The 16,897-nt window shown below is 41.1% G+C and carries 13 protein-coding genes; 7 read left to right on the top strand and 6 right to left on the bottom strand.

Going from position 1 to position 16,897, the window contains the following annotated elements; all coding sequences use genetic code 11:
• Nucleotides 1–49: 49 nt before the first annotated feature.
• Complete coding sequence (locus tag SAE01_RS24900; protein WP_147203213.1) at nt 50–2,215, top strand: galactose-1-epimerase; 2,166 nt, start codon at nt 50–52, stop codon at nt 2,213–2,215.
• Nucleotides 2,216–2,324: 109 nt separating this feature from the next.
• On the opposite strand, the gene SAE01_RS07925 is transcribed toward SAE01_RS24900, so the two are convergent.
• The 3 genes from SAE01_RS07925 to SAE01_RS07915 form a co-directional block, all read right to left on the bottom strand.
• Complete coding sequence (locus SAE01_RS07925) at nt 2,325–3,635, bottom strand: MFS transporter (protein WP_147203212.1); 1,311 nt, start codon at nt 3,633–3,635, stop codon at nt 2,325–2,327.
• Between the two features lie 61 nt (nt 3,636–3,696).
• Nucleotides 3,697–4,626, bottom strand: coding sequence for an RraA family protein (locus tag SAE01_RS07920; RefSeq protein ID WP_147203211.1), 930 nt, complete (start codon nt 4,624–4,626; stop codon nt 3,697–3,699).
• A 275-nt stretch (nt 4,627–4,901) separates the two neighbouring features.
• Complete coding sequence (locus SAE01_RS07915; protein WP_147203210.1) at nt 4,902–5,834, bottom strand: RraA family protein; 933 nt, start codon at nt 5,832–5,834, stop codon at nt 4,902–4,904.
• Nucleotides 5,835–6,512: 678 nt separating this feature from the next.
• Between SAE01_RS07915 and SAE01_RS07910 the strand changes: the two genes are divergently transcribed.
• Nucleotides 6,513–7,055 carry a YciE/YciF ferroxidase family protein gene (locus SAE01_RS07910; RefSeq protein WP_147203209.1) on the top strand — a complete coding sequence of 181 codons (543 nt, stop codon included), beginning with the start codon at nt 6,513–6,515 and terminating at the stop codon, nt 7,053–7,055.
• A 102-nt stretch (nt 7,056–7,157) separates the two neighbouring features.
• On the opposite strand, the gene SAE01_RS07905 is transcribed toward SAE01_RS07910, so the two are convergent.
• Nucleotides 7,158–8,228 carry a glycoside hydrolase family 53 protein gene (locus SAE01_RS07905; RefSeq protein ID WP_147203208.1) on the bottom strand — a complete coding sequence of 357 codons (1,071 nt, stop codon included), beginning with the start codon at nt 8,226–8,228 and terminating at the stop codon, nt 7,158–7,160.
• 267 nt (nt 8,229–8,495) lie between these two features.
• Between SAE01_RS07905 and SAE01_RS07900 the strand changes: the two genes are divergently transcribed.
• Together SAE01_RS07900 and SAE01_RS07895 are read left to right on the top strand one after the other, a co-directional pair.
• Nucleotides 8,496–9,194 carry a YMGG-like glycine zipper-containing protein gene (locus tag SAE01_RS07900; RefSeq protein WP_218029116.1) on the top strand — a complete coding sequence of 233 codons (699 nt, stop codon included), beginning with the start codon at nt 8,496–8,498 and terminating at the stop codon, nt 9,192–9,194.
• Nucleotides 9,195–9,324: 130 nt separating this feature from the next.
• Complete coding sequence (locus SAE01_RS07895) at nt 9,325–10,071, top strand: endonuclease (RefSeq protein ID WP_147203207.1); 747 nt, start codon at nt 9,325–9,327, stop codon at nt 10,069–10,071.
• A gap of 9 nt (nt 10,072–10,080) precedes the next feature.
• On the opposite strand, the gene polA is transcribed toward SAE01_RS07895, so the two are convergent.
• Nucleotides 10,081–12,699, bottom strand: coding sequence for a DNA polymerase I (gene polA, locus SAE01_RS07890; RefSeq protein WP_147203206.1), 2,619 nt, complete (start codon nt 12,697–12,699; stop codon nt 10,081–10,083).
• Nucleotides 12,689–13,603, bottom strand: a complete 915-nt coding sequence (gene uvsE, locus SAE01_RS07885; protein WP_147203205.1) for a UV DNA damage repair endonuclease UvsE — start codon at nt 13,601–13,603, stop codon at nt 12,689–12,691. Before uvsE ends, polA begins: the two co-directional genes overlap by 11 nt.
• Before the next feature lie 177 nt (nt 13,604–13,780).
• Here uvsE and SAE01_RS07880 point away from each other — a divergent pair, with 177 nt between their 5' ends.
• The 3 genes from SAE01_RS07880 to SAE01_RS07870 all read left to right on the top strand — a co-directional run bounded on the left by SAE01_RS07880 (nt 13,781) and on the right by SAE01_RS07870 (nt 16,886).
• Entirely contained in the window at nt 13,781–14,473 is a 693-nt protein-coding gene (locus SAE01_RS07880) for a 3-keto-disaccharide hydrolase (RefSeq protein WP_147203204.1), read from the top strand.
• Nucleotides 14,474–14,688: 215 nt separating this feature from the next.
• Nucleotides 14,689–16,053 (top strand): glycoside hydrolase family 88 protein, encoded by a 1,365-nt coding sequence (locus tag SAE01_RS07875; RefSeq protein ID WP_147203203.1) that lies wholly within the window; start codon nt 14,689–14,691, stop codon nt 16,051–16,053.
• On the top strand, nt 16,053–16,886 hold the full coding sequence (locus SAE01_RS07870; RefSeq protein WP_147203202.1) for a sugar phosphate isomerase/epimerase family protein: 834 nt from the start codon (nt 16,053–16,055) through the stop codon (nt 16,884–16,886). The genes SAE01_RS07875 and SAE01_RS07870 overlap by 1 nt, the downstream gene beginning before the upstream one ends.
• Nucleotides 16,887–16,897 lie beyond the last annotated feature (11 nt).

Here is a 16,897-nt window from a genome sequence, read left to right as displayed (position 1 = left end):
CAGTTCTAACCTGAAACACTTACTTCCAAAAAAAAATCTACCTGCCAATATGAAAATCAAACATTGCCTGGTCTCTTATTTATTTCTTTTTTTTACTTATCAAGCCAGTTCTCAAGCCACAAAAAAGGTTCGTCCAACTCCGCCTCCGCAACCAACCTCTAAAGTCTGGTCTGCGGAAAAAGCAAACGTTTGGTACAATGAACACAACTGGATTACAGGGGCAAATTTTATTCCCAGTAATGCGATTAACCAACTCGAGATGTGGCAGGAGTCCTCTTTCGATCCGGAAACGATAGACAGGGAATTAGGATATGCGGAGGGGATCGGGTTTAATACAATGAGAGTTTTTCTTCACAGCCTTGTTTGGCAACAAGACTCTGTAGGATTTAAAAACAGGATAAATAAGTACCTCGACATTTCGAATAAGCATAACATCAAAACGATCTTTGTATTTTTTGACGATTGCTGGAATAAGGAACCAAAGCCGGGCGTACAACCTCCGGTAAAACCAGGCATTCATAATTCAGGTTGGATGCAGGATCCTGGCGATCCTTATTCAAAAGACACTACCGTTTACCCCAGTTTGGAAAAGTATGTAAAAAGTATCTTAAGGGGTTTTCGTACCGACAAAAGAATTTTGTTGTGGGACCTGTACAATGAGCCGGGCAATAACAACAAGAGAGATTCATCTATGCCCTTGCTTAGAAAAGTTTTTTCATGGGCAAGAGATATTAACCCAGAGCAGCCTGTTAGCGTAGGTCTCTGGGCTTGGGATTTTTACGAATTGAATGCTTTTCAATCAGCCAATTCAGATGTGATTACTTACCACAACTACGAGGACGTGCCTTTGCACAGCCGCGTGATGGACCTTTTAAAAACAACAGGTAAACCACTCATCTGTACCGAGTACATGGCTCGTACGAGGAAAAGCACTTTTAAAGACATTTTTCCTCTTTTGAAGAAATACAATGTAGGAGCCATCAATTGGGGACTTGTTGCCGGCAAAACAAATACGATGTATGCTTGGGACGATCCTATCCCAACAGGTGATGAACCGAAAGAATGGTTTCATGACGTTTTTCGTAAAGACGGAACACCTTATAAAAAAGACGAAACCGAGCTGATCAAAAAATTTACTTCACAAATTTCCCCTGACATTTCATTGGATAAAAAGGCGTTTCAATCAACCATTGATGGAAAAAATACCAATTTGTATTTATTAAGAAACAGGAACAACTATACTGCTGCCATTACAAATTATGGCGGACGGGTGGTAGGCCTTTGGGTGCCTGATAAAAAAGGGAAACTAACGGATGTTGTACTAGGACTTGCTTCTATACGTGAATACCAGCAACCATCAGGCGGAGCCTTTGGTGCATTAATTGGTCGCTATGGAAATAGGATAGCAAAAGCCAAATTTTCATTGGATGGAAAAGTGTATTCTCTTGCAGCCAACAACGGTCAAAATTCAATACACGGGGGCGTAAAAGGTTTTCAAAAAGTAGTTTGGGATGCAAGACAAACAAGCGACAAAACACTTGAACTAACGTATCTGTCGAAAGACATGGAAGAAGGCTTTCCGGGGAATTTGCTGGTGAAGGTGACTTATACGTTAAACGATAACAACGAACTTAAGATAGATTACGAGGCGACAACAGATAAAAAAACGGTAGTGAACTTAACCAACCATTCCTATTTCAATTTAAATGGTGAGGGTAGCGGCCCAATTACTGATCATACAATCCAGATCAATGCAAGCAGCTACACTCCTGTCGATGCCACTTTAATTCCGATTGGCAAAGTTGAACCTGTTGCAGGCACTCCTCTTGATTTCACTACACCGGCTACCATTGGTTCAAGAATCAATGACACTCACGAGCAAATAAAAATCGGGAACGGATACGACCACAATTTTGTTCTTAATAAGGCAGGACCCGATAAACTACAACTTGCAGCAATTGTTACGGGAGATAAAACAGGAATCGAGATGCAGGTGTTTACGACTGAACCGGGAGTGCAGTTATATACAAGCAACTTCAATAAAGGTATGTACACGTTAAAGGGTGGAGGCAAAGACGACTACCGCTCAGCATTTTGCCTCGAAACACAGCATTTTCCTGATTCTCCAAATCAGCCTGCATTTCCTTCAACGGTAGTAACGCCGGGAAAAGCTTACAAAACCTCTACCGTGTTTAAGTTCATTTCAACAAAGTAAACCATCAGCAACACAAAGCTTTAAATGAGAAAGTCGGGCACTTGCCCGACTTTCTCATTTAAACAAAATGCCAGTAAAAAGATTAAAACTGCGATAACTAAATGATGAATTAAGAAGTTGGTGACACCTGGAAACCACCAGCCTGCTTTTTTTCTTCCATGCTTTCCCGGGCTGTTTCCTTTGATCCCTTTACCGCAATCAAGGTTATTATTGCGGACAAAAGGAGGGCGCCCGACATAAATATGTAAGATGCTCCAAAGCCGCCGGTACTTCCATTCAAATAGCCAACTAAATAAGAGCCGGCAAATGATCCTAGCGCACCAAAACTGTTGATCAGGGCTATCGCTCCACCGGCGACGTTACGTGGTAGTATCTCAGTAATTATTGCGAAGAAAGGTCCGTAGGGTGCATACATCGCAGCACCAGCAATAACTAGCAACACAAAGGATAACCAGAAGTTAGTGGTGCCTGTTAAGTAAGAACCATAAAAAGCAATGGCGCCGATTAACAAGAAAGGCCAAACGAACACTTTACGGTGTAAAGTTTTGTCAGAAAAATACGAAGCGGACAACATTCCAATAATGGCAAAAACATACGGAACAGATGAAAGCCAGCCCGTTTTTACAATGTCCATGTTAGGGGCTGCATTAATGATAGAAGGCAGCCACATCACAAACCCATACACGCCAATACTCCATAAAGCATATTGAAGGCACAGGAGAATGACGGTCTTTGACTTGAATGCTTCTGCATAATTCTTAACCGGTTTTATACCTGCTTGTTCTTGCTGTAGCTTGTCCTCAAGAGCCTGCTTTTCAGGTTCAGTGAGCCACTTTGCGTTTTTCGGAACTTCGTCAACCAAACGCCACCACAGGAAAGCCCATATAATGGCTGGCAATCCTTCCCAAATAAACATCCATCGCCAACCTACAGATCTTATCAGGTAACCGGATAAGATAGACATCCACAAGATGGTAGCCGGATTACCTAGAATCAAGAAAGTATTTGCGCGAGAGCGTTCTGTCTTGGTGAACCATTTGCTTAAAAAAATCAGCATAGCCGGCATCACTGCACTCTCTACTACGCCGAGCATGAAACGAATAACAATCAGCATATTCACATTACTAATCATACCCGTCGCCATTGCCAACCCGCCCCAAAGAATAAGTGACCAGAAGATCAATTTTTTCGCGCTTTTATTAGCAGCATATAATGCCCCAGGAATTTGAAAAAAGAAATAGCCAAGAAAAAATAGTGACCCTAATAGTGAAGAAATGGACGGGGTAATATTTAGGTCTTTGGCCATTCCCCCGGCGGCGGCGAAACCAAAATTTGCACGGTCGAGGTAGGCAAGACTATACGTTATAAAAGCGATAGGTATTAACCGGTACCAACGCTTCATCGCAATCGTAGTTGACATGGAACTTAAAAGTTTATTTGTGTAGAACTGACCAATTTTAAATATGATGTAGAGAGCGCGATTACCAGGTTCTTTTACTCATCACCTTATCGAGTTCTGCCCGGGTCATCTTTCCCAACTCGGGGTGTTGCTCCAACCATTTAAGGAACCCCGTTTTAATGTCATCGGTCCATTGACTATCTATTTGCCCTGTGGTGTATTTGCCCGACTTCACCATCTCGAAACCGAACTGGTCCTTACGCACTACAAATTCGGCTGTGCTAACGACCTGCTCCGCAAGATGTGCCGGAACAAAAAGTACTCCTTCTCTTTGAGCGATTACAAGGTCGCCCGGCAAAACCATTACGGTTCCAATTCTTATGGGCGTGTTCAAACCCATCAATACCATATCTTCTAAAAACGAAGGATGAAAATCTCTCACAAAAGCATTAAAACCTTTTATTTCCTGCAGTCCTTCGATGTCTCTTGCCGCACCGTTAAACACTACCCCATTTCCTGTTTTGCTAAAAATGGCGTTGCCAAGCGTCGAGCCCATCAACGTTCCTCCTGCAATTTTTCCAAAACCATCTGCCACATATACGTCTCCTTTCGTCAGCGTTTCTATCGGCCACGAATTCGTATTGCCTTTCCTGCCTTGAGTTACCCCGCGAGCCTTAATGTTCTTTTCGATGTCGGGTCTTGTCGGCATAAACATAGCAGTAACCGCACGCCCCACAACAGCCACATTGTTCTCTACCATCTTCCAGTTGCCTTCGAACTGGTTTGTATAGCCTTCATTTTTCAAGACGGTCCAGGCATCGTCAATCCCAATGTTTTTCGCCCTTTTTAACAGATCATCCGAAATCTTTGGGCGGCCATCAGCAAAGCGCTCCCCTTTCCATTCGGAAGTAAGAAAAATCAATTCGTCTTTAGAAATAGTTTGCGCTACCAGGGGACCGGCACAGAAAAGGCTACAAACAAAAGCCAACAAAACAACAGCGGTAATTTTCATTATTCTAACTCTGATTTTTTATGTTATTTTCCTTCAAAGGAAGGCTTGAGGTTTTTCATTAACCCAACAAACAACTACTATTAAACATCGTTGCGTCGCACACTTGTACTTTTTTTTCTTCAAGCAACAATATTGATCTGATCCCACAAACTCGCCCAAGAGTCGCTTCCAACAAGATCCTTTGAAAAACTACTTTTGAACGGAGCGTCGCAACGATGTTTGGTCAAACTACAAATGCTTGCCAAAAAGAATAAAAGTAGCAGCAATGGTTTTTACTAATTGCGTCCTTCTTTCTTCAAGTAAGCCTCTACCTCTTTTGATGTAATGGCAGTTTTCTTTGGATACTTTTTAAACCATGCCCGAAATTCCTCTTTAATATTCTCTGCCCAATCCCCATGCACTTCGCCAGACGGATATTTGCCTGATTGCAGCATTGCCCGCTCAAATTCATCCCGAAGCCCGGTCATTTCAGAGGCAGTCACAAGGCCTTCCATCAGGTAGGCGGGTATAAACACAACTCCATATTCATTCGCAAAAACCACATCACCCGGTAGCACACTTACATCGCCCACCCGAATTGGCGCGTTGATAGAAGTGGGAGTCATGTCCTTAATGTATGACGGATCGCTTCCTTTAATCCAGGCGTTGAAACCTTTAGTTTCTTTCAACTCCTGCATATCGCGGATGGAACCATAGAAAATAACGCCCTTCCCTGTTTTGCCATAGATCGCATTGCCCAGGCTTGAGCCTATGAGGGTACCATCTTTAATCTTACCAAATCCATCAGCTACATAAATATCATTTTTGGTCAAAATGTCTATCGGCCAGATGTTGATGCCGCCGTGCTGCGAGCGACCTTCAGCTTTACCCTGAACTCTTACAAACGTATCAAGGTCAGGTCTCATGGGCATAAACTGGGCAGTCACCACTCGGCCTACCATAGTTTCGCCCGGTTTTAGAATTACCCAATTTTTCTCCACCTGGTTGCGGAAACCTTTGTTGCCGAGGTAACCCCAGATTTGCTCCAGCGTGCAATTTTGTAAGCGTTCGAGTAGACCATCAGATACCTTCGGGCGTCCGTCAGCGCTGCGTTCTCCCTCCCACTTGGAAGTCAACATCTTCACATATTCGGGGGTTGAACCAACGTGCTGGGCTTTTACAAAAAATGATGAGAGAACAAAGGCGGTAAGAAATATTCTTGTCTTCATAATGTAGAATTTACTGAATTGATTTTTACGTTTTATAGTTAGTAAAAGAGTTTTCTTGTTAACGGCGGATCCTGTAAAAGATGATCTTCCTAATTCGAAGGAACATGTACCAAAGCTTTGATACGGTTGATAATTATATAAATGAAATAAAAAAGTTGGTTTTAAACAAAAAAGAGAAGGCGATTTAAATTGATTAAACCTCATATAGCATCGTTAATTGTTTTTAAATAAAGCCAGGCAGCACGTATTCTTTTTTCCCAACAAGGAAATAATCATCAGAGAACTTACTTCCGAAAATATCATAAAGAACCCGACTAATCAAATGTAGCGATAAAGCTTTTTTATCAATGCTTAGAAGTAGTTTTCAAATTTCTTTTTAATGACTAGATAAACGGATTTTTCGATTTGCACTGTTTCTGCCCCAAATGTTTCAAACCTTAGAAACAAGTGGTGCTAGACGGTCTGTTGAATTAGGAGCAGAAAAACACTTGGAGCGAGACACCTAAAAAAGTTTTGTTTATCCTTTTTAAACCATTGGCAAACTGTCGTTATACAATTTTCTAATTTAGATTAAAGCGACAAAATAATTAGGGGTAATGGAGCTACCCTCATGCCCCAGTCTTTTCTGTAGCAATTGTTGTGGTACAAAAATTTATATCAGTAGTAAAAACATATTTTATGGCAAAGTCAGTTATTGGAAAGCACGTCGGTGCGGGCGCTGCGAACTCACTACTTAAAGAATTTTTTGTAGATGAATTGAAAGACATCTATTACGCTGAAAAGCAAATTGCAAAGACGCTACCTAAAATGAAAAAGGCAGCAACTTCAGAAGAGCTAAAAACAGCTTTTGAAAGTCACAAGACGATGACAGAGGAGCAAGTGGATAGACTTGAAAAGGTTTTTGAACTATTAGGCGAAAAAGCAAAAGGTAAAACTTGCGAGGCAATCGAAGGAATAATCAAAGAAGGCGAGGGAATTATTGCTGACACAGAGTCAAACACAGCTACCCGTGACGTAGGTTTGATTTTCGCTGCTCAAAAAGTAGAGCATTATGAAATCGCTACTTACGGTGGACTAGCGCAACTTGCAGAAACTCTAGGACTTTCTGAAGTCGCTCAACTACTGCACACAACCTTGGAAGAGGAAAAACAAACAGATGTATTGTTGACGAAGATTGCAGAGAACAACGTGAACTATGAAGCGTCAGAAGAGAAGGCATAAGGAACTTGTTCTTAGACAAAAAGCCACCGATTTCGGTGGCTTTTTGTTTGGCGCCATAGAAAAAAGAACCAACTTTTAGACAAGACGTTTACTACCGCCTTCCTATTTCAAAAAAGCGTCCAGTGCCTTAGTCGGTTTTCCGTCACTTCCCCAGGCACTTAAGCCATAGCCACTCCAGCTTTTTGCACCTTCAGGTTCCCAATAAATTACTCCCAGACCTTTCCCATTTGGCACAGCCCTCACCTTTTGTTGAACTGCAACCAGCATATCATAAGTATTTTGAACTTTTGTGTCTTCGCCTCCTACTTCTACTACCATTACTTCTTTACCATAACGGGTAACCAGGTCATTCAAATTTGTACTGAGGTCATTAATGGAAAGGGTGTAGTCTGGCTTACCATCTAACCAATATGGATAATATGACAAGCCAATTACGTCGTACTTAGCTTTATGAGCGGTAGCGCTATCAAACCAGCTTCTGAAGCGAGGAATGTTGTTTCCCTGGTCAACGTGAAGAATAACTTTTGAGCGTGGACTGGTAGCCTTTATCGCATCATAACCTTTATTAATTAGCTGCGTCAATTGTTTCCAGTTAGAAGTTTTGCCTTCGGGATAAATCATTCCACCTGGCGTTTCATTTCCAACCTGCACCCATTCAGGATAGACTCCACTTGTCTTTAAAGCAGTCATTACATCTGCAGTATAATTGTATACATCATCCAACAATTGTGGAAAAGAATGTCCTTCCCAAGCTGCCGGTTTTTTTTGCTTTCCGGGGTCTGCCCAGCTATCGCTGTAATGAAAATCAATCATAATTCTCATTCCCATTTTTTTCGCCCGTACAGCCATAGCTACCGTTTCATCCTTACTGCAGTGACCGCTTCTTGCATCATTCGAAGGATTGACAAACGTTCTGAGCCTGATTGTATTTATGCCATGATCTTTCAAAATTTTCAAGCAATCCTCTTCTACTCCCTGGTCATTATAAAATTTAAAACCAGACGCTTCCATTTGCGGTAACCAGCTAACGTCGCCGCCTTTTGCAAATTCTTTGCTTTGTTTTCCCTGCGCTGGTTTGGTCGATGAGCAGGCAGAAAACGCGGTAATAGCTAGTATTAAAAAAGCAAGAATTCCAGACTTATTATGTGCCGCACCCGCAAAATTTCTAATCATATAAAAAATTTTTCTTTGGCTTCAAACTTACAACATTACAGGAGGTAAACTTATGAACCGCTCGATCATGTGCTTCAGAAAACAACAAAATTCATACATCTTCTTTGACGATTTCTGCTTGCTACTTTGAGCCTTCGCTCCGTTCTTCTTTTACATAAACCGTTAGACGCAATCGACTTGTTAAACCTTTCTTAACTGATTAAAATTGGCGCTTAGTTTGTATTTAGTGCAACAATGAAAAACAATCTTTCAATAAAGACTTTTACAATGAAAAAAACTATACTATCAATTGCTATAGCTGCAATATTTGCTTCATGTAGCGACAAAGCGGGAGAAACAACCACTACTAAAACCGTTTCTTCAACCGATACAATTGGTTTAAGCGATTACAAGGAATGGAAACAAAAGCAGGAAGTAGCGTCTCAGCAGACATACACAAGTCCTGGTGTAGAAGAGATGCCTGCCGAAGCAGAGCCGACACCGGCACTAGAAGTAGAAAAACCAAAAACAGTAATTATTTATAGAGATGCTCCTGCAAAACCGCGGGTTGCAAAAGCATCAAGACCGGCAAGTCGTCCGGTCTATAAAGCACCTGAAGAATCAGAAAATGCAGAAGTGGCTAAGACGCCAAAACCTGTAAGTACAGGTACAAAGAGAGAACCTTACGGCAGAGGAACAGGAACAACCGGAACAGAGGGAACAGCAGGTAGTGGAACAGCTTCATCAGACGAAGGCAGTGGTGATGTTGCCGGAACTTCTTCTACTCCTGCCGAGGTACCTGCGAAAAAAGAAGGTGGCTGGAGCAAAGCAGCGAAAGGTGGCGCAATTGGCGGTGCATCCGGTGCTGTTATTGGAGCTGTCATTAGCAAGAACAAAACCAAAGGAGCCGTCATAGGCGGTATCGTTGGAGCAGCCGGAGGTTATATTTTTGGGAAGAAACAAGACAAAAAAGTTGAAAAGCAATAATTGTTGATCATCTATAATGAAAAGGAGCATAACAAGTTTGTGCTCCTTTTTTGTTTTTGATAGATCTGATCTTTTCAAAGGCTTTTTTGCTGGATGAATAATAACAACAAAAACATTCAAACCTCGCTGTATGCCAGAAGGACCGCAGATGGTTTTCCTTAAGGATCAATTGAGTCATTTTGTTGGAGAGACAGTTGTAGAAGCAAAGGGCCGCGAAAAAGGAATTCCTTATGAGCTGGTAGAGGGACAGGCGTTAGTTGATATTAAGACTTTTGGAAAAGAACTTTTATTCTGTTTTCCTCAATTTACCATTCGTATTCACCTGGTGTTGTTTGGTAAGTATGCTATTGACTCAACTTTAAACCGTGCCCTTCAGTTGGGACTTGCTTTTGAAAATGGAGAAGTGAACTTTTATGCCTGCAACTGTCGGTTTATAGAAGAGCCATTAGATAACATGTATGACTGGAGCATCGACGTGTTGCATAAGTCTTTTGAAGCAAAGAGGGCTGTTGAAAAAATGGTGTCGAAACCTACGCAACTAATTTGCGAAGCGCTACTTGATCAAAACATTGTTGCAGGAGTAGGAAACAAAATCAAAAACGAGGTTTTATTTAGAAGACAAATACACCCTGAAAGTTTAGTTGGTGAAATACCTGTAGATAAATTAGAAGCGTTGATTGAAGAATGCGTGACACTGAGCTCGGAGTACCTTGAATGGAAACGCGAGGGCACTGACAACGACCATTGGAAGGTGTATAAAAAGAAAGAATGCCCGCGAGACCATGTGCCACTGCTGAAAGAGAAAATAGGAAAGTCGGCGAGGAGTTGTTATTTCTGTGACAAGTGCCAGCAGCTATATCTTCCTGATAACCTTTAGCAACTTTCACTATTTACCTACCGCATATTCCTCCTGGTCAAGCCAATTTTTTCCTACTGTCACATTCACTTTTAACGGAACCATAAAGTCAGCCTTCGTCTCCATTATTCGCACAACTTCTGGAACCAACATTTGTAGCTCATCATCTGCTGCATCAAAAACCAATTCATCATGCACCTGCAAAATCAAACGGGTTCTTAATCTATTTTCAAGTATAAATTTGTGAATGGAGACCATGGCTTCCTTAATAATGTCAGCTGCCAACCCTTGTATTGGAGCATTTACAGCCATCCGTTCAGCTATCTTTCGTGTCGTACCATTGCCCGAGTTGATCCCTTCAATATACCTTATCCGACCGTACCTGGTTTTTGAGTAACCCCTTTCACGACTCTCTATAACCGATTTTTCGAGATATTCTTTTACTGAAGAAAATTCTTCGAAATATGCTTCAATAATTTGCTTTGCTTCTTTTTGCGATATTTTTAGCCGCGTTGCCAAACCCCATGGGGTGATACCATAAGCAATACCAAAATTTATCCCTTTTGCTTTGCCACGCATGTCTTTAGTTACCTCCTTTTCATCCACCTTAAATACCCGGCTCGCTGTTGTTGTGTGGATGTCTTTTCCTGACCTAAAAGTTTCTATCATCACCTTATCCCCGCTTAAAGCAGCAAGCAGCCGAAGTTCAACCTGGTTATAATCTATACTGAGTATACTAAAACCTGGCACTGAAGGAACAATTGCTTTTCTTACTTCCCGTCCTGCCTCACTTCGTATGGGAAGATTTTGAAGATTTGGTTCAGTACAACTTAGCCTGCCTGTACCCGCAACAATTTGCGAAAAGGTTGGGTGAATTTTATTGGTTGAGGGCCTGACGTATTTTGGCAACGAATAAACATAAGTGGTAATGATCTTATTAAGCTTTCTATATAAAAGCAAGTCAGCGATGAAGGGATACTTATTAGCAAGTTCTGCGAGATGAGGTTCGGCAGTTGAGATCTGTCCTGTCTTAGTTTTTTTAAGTTCAGATATTTCGCACACCTGTTGAAGAATTTCTGCTGTCTTTGCAGGAGAGTTGATATTGAACTTTGCACCTGCTGCCTCGTATAGTTTTTTTTCAAGGCTGTTGAGTTGTTGCGTTAAAACTTTATCAATCTCGCTTAAGGTTGGCTGGTCTATTTTTAGACCATGCAGCTCTATTGCTGCTATAGCCGATTGCAAGGGTAACTCGATTTCGAAAAACAACTTTGATAGCCCCATCTCTTCAATCTTAGTAAGCATGTTTTTATGGGCCAAAACCATAGATGGCAAATAGTTCAACTCACCCTCAAACTCTGCCAGCTGATACTCTGCCAACTGGTACTTCTCTTTTATGTACGGCAGCTCAATTTTTGAATCCGGCTCAAGTAAATAAGCGGCAAGAGACAAATCAATCCAATTACTTTCAAGACGGATATTTCCAATTGTTATTCTTTTCAATAAAGGTTTTAATTGCCAGCCCACTTTTGTTATGTCGGCATGATCAAGAAAACTGATCAACGCCTTCCAATGATTATTATCAGCAATAGGCACTTTAAATATTTCGGCGGCGCCAGTACCCATGATGAATAGATGGTCAGGAAGCTTCTCTAAAAAACCAACAGCAATGGTATTTATTCCCTCCAATTTTGCTATGGCTTCTTGTACAGTGATTTCAATCACTCTTACGTTCGCAGTTTGAATGTTATTCTTAGTAAAATCTTCAATCTTAATAAAACCCTGCTTTTCTAATCGCTCCCTAATTTTTACAAACTGCAATTCATCCAGCAAGGGAAGGAGTTGACTTTCATCGGGTGTTTGCATTTGAATTCTGTCCCATTCAAATGTTACCTCCAGATCACCTGTTAAAATGGCCAGCTGTTTATTCTCTGTTAGTTGATCCTTCGATGCTATAATTGACTCTCTTACTTTAGGCTGTTTAATTAATTCCACGTCTTCGATCAGCTTTTCAACGCTTTGAAATTCTGCCAAAAGTTGAGCAGCAGTTTTATCTCCTATGCCTTTAACGCCAATAATGTTGTCGACACTATCCCCACGTAAAGCGAGGTAATCAGCAATCTGATTTGGTGGCACTCCATATTTGTTTTTCACGCGTTCGATATCCAGTGTTTCCATTACTGCACCTTTATAAGCAGGTCTGAAAAGAAAAATATTTTCCGAAACAAGTTGGGCAAAATCTTTATCCGGACTTACAATAAAAACATCGTAACCCGCGGCTTCGCCTTTCTTAGCAAGTGACGCAATCACATCGTCGGCTTCATAACCTTCTTCTTTTAAAACAGGTATTTTCAAGGAGTCTAATAACCTCATTGCATAAGGAAATGCATGAGAAATCTCTGAAGGCATTTTCTCACGGTTTGCTTTATAAGTAGATGACACAGCTACTCTACCTTTTGGCTTTGAGTCAAGTGCAGCCGCCACAGCATCAGGTTTTGCTTCCGTCAATACCTGGAAGATATAATTGTAGAAAACCAAAGTTGTCCTGGTATCGATACCGGTGGTCGTACCAAATTGCTTTCCCATAGTTGCAAAGTGCGCCCTGTATAGTAGAGGCATTACATCGAACAGGAAAAGCTTTTTATTTTTCATAGACGTATTTTAAAATTTGCTGGTATTCCATTACTGCTGCTTCTTTGGCTTTCGCTTCGAGCATAACATCTACCGCCTGGCCGTATGTCTTTACTTCGTCGTAAACGTAGTCGGCGTGAGCTGTAGGTGGTGAAGCAGGATCTTCATACTTCTTCTTTGAACTTGAAAAATGAACCACCGGTATTACCTCTTCGGGCCACGTACTTACTGCCGCTAGTAATGCTTCCTCCTCGCTTAATTCGCCGGTACAAAACTGGTGATGGAAGTAGTCAAAAACAACGGGAATATTGGTTTGTTCATTCAACCATAAAAGGTCTTTTACATTAAACATATTTGCCTTGTCGTCGTTCTCGACAGTAAGCCTCTTTCTTGTATTGTCAGGCAACTTCATATAGCTTTCAGCAAAGCGTGAAAGGGCTGAAACTTTGTCTCCAAAAGCACCGCCTACATGAATATTAATTTTTGCAAAACAAGTTTGTGGAAGTTTTAAAAGATCGATAATTTCTGCATGTTGTCTTAACTCCTTGATCGTGTTAGTTAAAACAGTCTCTGTATTTGTTGCTAAAACATTAAAGGGTCCCGGATGAAATGTAAGTCGAAGCCCACTCTCATTGGCCTTTTGTCCGCACCTGTCGAGAACAGCTGAAATAGCTTCATAATCCGGCAAGTCTGCAATTTCATATTCACTCATCCACGGAAACATATCAGAACTCATCCGGTAAAAAAGCAAGTTATTTTCGATGTTCCAGTCTATCACTTTTTCCAAATCGATAACATTTGCCAGAGCGAGTGCAGAAGCATACTCTATTCCTTTTTCAATAAAAGTTCTTTTAACCATTGACCGGTTAACCTGGATTTTTTCCGCCGCCAGCGTTAAATTGATTGCTGCATAGCCATACTTCATGCGATAAATCTGGTAAAAACCGTACCTGAGAAAATGTATTCGTGGACGAAAAGCTTAGTGCTCTATAATTGTTAGGGCCGCAGAAACAATCAACTAACTATTAAAAATATTAATGAACTTAGCGATGTAGGTTTTACTGTTTTCTCGAACATTATTATTAATACCTCAATTGCTTATATGAAAAGGAAAATTTTCTACCTCTTACTTTCATCGGTTTTCTATGTTGGCTCCATCAGTGCGCAAAAAGGCAAGTGGACTATTTTGTTTGATGGTAGCTCTACCGACAAGTTCAGGGGATACAACATGCAAACATTTCCACAAGATGCATGGAAAGTAGAAGACGGAGCGTTAGCCACACAAACAGGTGTTCCAAATATTGACCTAGTGACAAAAGAAGCTTATAAAAATTTTGAACTAGACTTTGATTGGAAGGTATCGAAGGCAGGCAACAGCGGTGTATTTTTTCACATGAAAGAAACACTTGCTCACCAGTCTGGCAATGGCAATAGCCCAAACTGGTTAGACAATTTTGAATTTCAATTATTGGATGATATTAATTTCAATGACACTGCAGCCATCCGGTCTGCCGGCTCTTTATACGATTTAATCATTCCTACCAATAAAACATTAAAACCTGTAGGAGACTACAACACTGCAAAGTTGATTGTAAAAGGCAACCACGTTGAACATTGGATTAATGGGAAAAAAGTTGTTCAGTATGAAATGAATTCACCGGCGATGACCACTTTGCTCGCGAAAAGTAAGTTTAGCAAAAACCCGGATTACGGCAAGTCTCCCGATGGTCTCATTATGCTACAACATCATGGACAAAAGGTGTGGTTTAAAAATATCAAAGTAAAAAGGCTATAAGGCTTTAGAATTTCTTTCTATTTGCAACGAGTGGTGGGGCTGTTACTCTTCTACAACCAGTATACCTTGAACTTACGGTTTACTACACTTGTCTTTCTCAAATTAAATCACCCGTCTTCCATACTATTTGTTCAAACATTTGTTGATATATTTATCAGGTTCAAATAATTAAGCAACAAGCTGAGATTTTGAATTAGCTGCCAATATGAATTCGAATGATTAAGATTAATACAGACTTACAACCATCTGATCTTACTAATAAGCTCAAAAGATTCTGGGAACTGTCGGGTGAAAAGATCCGCTTGATCGAAAACAATTACGACGTTTCAAAAGGCTCACCGGTCTTTACAATAAACGGCCAGTATACCACGCGCGGCTGGACAGAATGGACGCAGGGTTTTCAATACGGTTCAGGGATTTTACAATATGATATTACGGGAGACCAATCATTATTAGACTCTACGAGGCAAAAAGTTGTCGAAGTAATGGCGCCTCATATTAGCCACATAGGTGTACATGATCATGGTTTTAATAACGTGAGTACTTATGGCAATCTGCTTCGCCTAATGAAGGAAGGCAAGACCTCATTTAATGAATGGGAAAAAAACTTTTACGAACTGGCACTTAAAATTTCCGGAGCTGTTCAAACCAGCAGGTGGACCACAATAAAAGATAGTGGCTTTATTCATTCATTTAATGGCCCGCATTCACTCTTTGTTGATACCATTCGTTCATGCCGTGCACTTATGGTTAGTCACCAATTAGGTCATGTTTTTCAGGCTGAAGGAGATCAGCGAATCAGTTTATTAGAACGCGCAGTTCAACACATGCAATCGACTGCAAAATATTCTGTGTTTTATGGTGAAGGACGGGATGTGTATGACCTTTGGGGCCGCACTGCGCATGAATGTATTTTCAATGTGAAAGACGGCAATTATCGCAGTCCTAATTCACAACAGGGATATACAGGCTTTAGCACATGGACAAGAGGACTTGCATGGGCGATGTGTGGTTTCGCAGAAGAACTGGAATGGTTTGATGCAAAAGGGAACGATTACCCAGGAAAAGAAACCCTGTTACCGGTGATGATCAAGGCAGCAAGAGCAACCTGTGATTTTTATATCAACCACACTCCTATTGATGGCATTCCTTACTGGGATACTGGTGCACCGAACTTATATAAGATCGGCGATTATTTAAATCAAACTGCCAATCCCTATAATGACTTTGAACCTGTTGACAGTTCTGCTGCAGCCATTGCAGCACAAGGATTATTGAGGTTGGGCAACTATCTTCAAAAACATAATGAGGCAGAAGACGGCAAGCGTTATTGGCAGGCCGGACTTACCGTACTAAATACCATTTTCGATGAACCTTATTTAAGTACTGATCCAAACCACCAGGGCTTGTTGCTGCATTCTGTTTACCATCATCCAAACGGATGGGATCATATACCAGAAGGCAGTAAAGTGCCGAATGGAGAATCAAGTATGTGGGGTGACTATCATGCACGAGAGGTTGCGCTTTACATACAGCGAATTATTAATAACGACACTTACTATACCTTTTTTAATATTTGATGAATCCAGCCAATCTTACAGATACTTCTAAATTGTGTGTCCATACGATCACTACTAAGCCATGGAATATAGAAGAGGCTGCAAAAAACTTTTCCGCTGCAGGCGTTAAGGGCATTACGGTTTGGCGCGATACATTGGCAGGAAGAAATATCAGGCAAACGGGGCAGATGTTGAGAGATTATGATTTGTCAATAGTGTCTCTTTGCCGAGGTGGATTTTTTCCCTCAATCGACAGTAATAAATGGGCGGCGGCAATCGACGATAACCGGAAAGCAATTGGAGAAGCACACGAGTTAGGCACTTCGATGATAGTTTTAGTTTGCGGCGCAGATCCGTCGCAACCACTGGAAGAATCGAGAAAACAAATTCGTGATGGAATCCAGGCTGTTCTTCCGGAAGCAGCGGCTGCCGGAGTAAAGTTGGCAATAGAGCCATTGCATCCTATGTATGCTGACACGCGATCAGCAATCAATACGCTTGCACAAGCAAATGATATGGCTGAAAACATCAATTCACCTTTTGTAGGTGTTGCTGTGGATGTATATCATCTGTGGTGGGATCCATCGCTTGAGAAAGAGATTAAACGATGCGGCGCAAATGGCAACTTGTCCGCATTTCATATTTGTGATTGGAAAGTACCAACAACCGATTTTTTAAATGATCGTGGATTAATGGGCGAAGGATGTATTCCTGTAAAGGAAATCAGGTCATGGGTGGAAGCTACAGGCTTTACCGGTTTTAATGAAGTTGAAATTTTTTCTACTAGCTATTGGAAAGAAGATCAGCATGAGTTTCTTGGGAAGATTGTAAAGGCATATAAGGAGTGTTCGTGAGTTTAGAGTTA

This window comes from Segetibacter aerophilus, assembly GCF_007991655.1.
GTDB classification, from domain to species: Bacteria; Bacteroidota; Bacteroidia; order Chitinophagales; family Chitinophagaceae; genus Segetibacter; species Segetibacter aerophilus.
This window is presented reverse-complemented; position numbering and strand designations above follow the sequence as displayed.

Excerpts from the sequence above, each read along its gene's own strand:
- SAE01_RS07900 (WP_218029116.1), top strand. The coding sequence starts at position 8,496 with ATGAAAAAAACTATACTATCAATTGCTATAGCTGCAATATTTGCTTCA.
- SAE01_RS07895 (WP_147203207.1), top strand. The coding sequence starts at position 9,325 with ATGCCAGAAGGACCGCAGATGGTTTTCCTTAAGGATCAATTGAGTCAT.
- uvsE (WP_147203205.1), bottom strand. The coding sequence starts at position 13,603 with ATGAAGTATGGCTATGCAGCAATCAATTTAACGCTGGCGGCGGAAAAA.
- SAE01_RS24900 (WP_147203213.1), top strand. The coding sequence starts at position 50 with ATGAAAATCAAACATTGCCTGGTCTCTTATTTATTTCTTTTTTTTACT.
- SAE01_RS07925 (WP_147203212.1), bottom strand. The coding sequence starts at position 3,635 with ATGTCAACTACGATTGCGATGAAGCGTTGGTACCGGTTAATACCTATC.
- SAE01_RS07905 (WP_147203208.1), bottom strand. The coding sequence starts at position 8,228 with ATGATTAGAAATTTTGCGGGTGCGGCACATAATAAGTCTGGAATTCTT.
- SAE01_RS07910 (WP_147203209.1), top strand. The coding sequence starts at position 6,513 with ATGGCAAAGTCAGTTATTGGAAAGCACGTCGGTGCGGGCGCTGCGAAC.
- SAE01_RS07875 (WP_147203203.1), top strand. The coding sequence starts at position 14,689 with ATGATTAAGATTAATACAGACTTACAACCATCTGATCTTACTAATAAG.
- polA (WP_147203206.1), bottom strand. The coding sequence starts at position 12,699 with ATGAAAAATAAAAAGCTTTTCCTGTTCGATGTAATGCCTCTACTATAC.
- SAE01_RS07920 (WP_147203211.1), bottom strand. The coding sequence starts at position 4,626 with ATGAAAATTACCGCTGTTGTTTTGTTGGCTTTTGTTTGTAGCCTTTTC.
- SAE01_RS07880 (WP_147203204.1), top strand. The coding sequence starts at position 13,781 with ATGAAAAGGAAAATTTTCTACCTCTTACTTTCATCGGTTTTCTATGTT.
- SAE01_RS07870 (WP_147203202.1), top strand. The coding sequence starts at position 16,053 with ATGAATCCAGCCAATCTTACAGATACTTCTAAATTGTGTGTCCATACG.
- SAE01_RS07915 (WP_147203210.1), bottom strand. The coding sequence starts at position 5,834 with ATGAAGACAAGAATATTTCTTACCGCCTTTGTTCTCTCATCATTTTTT.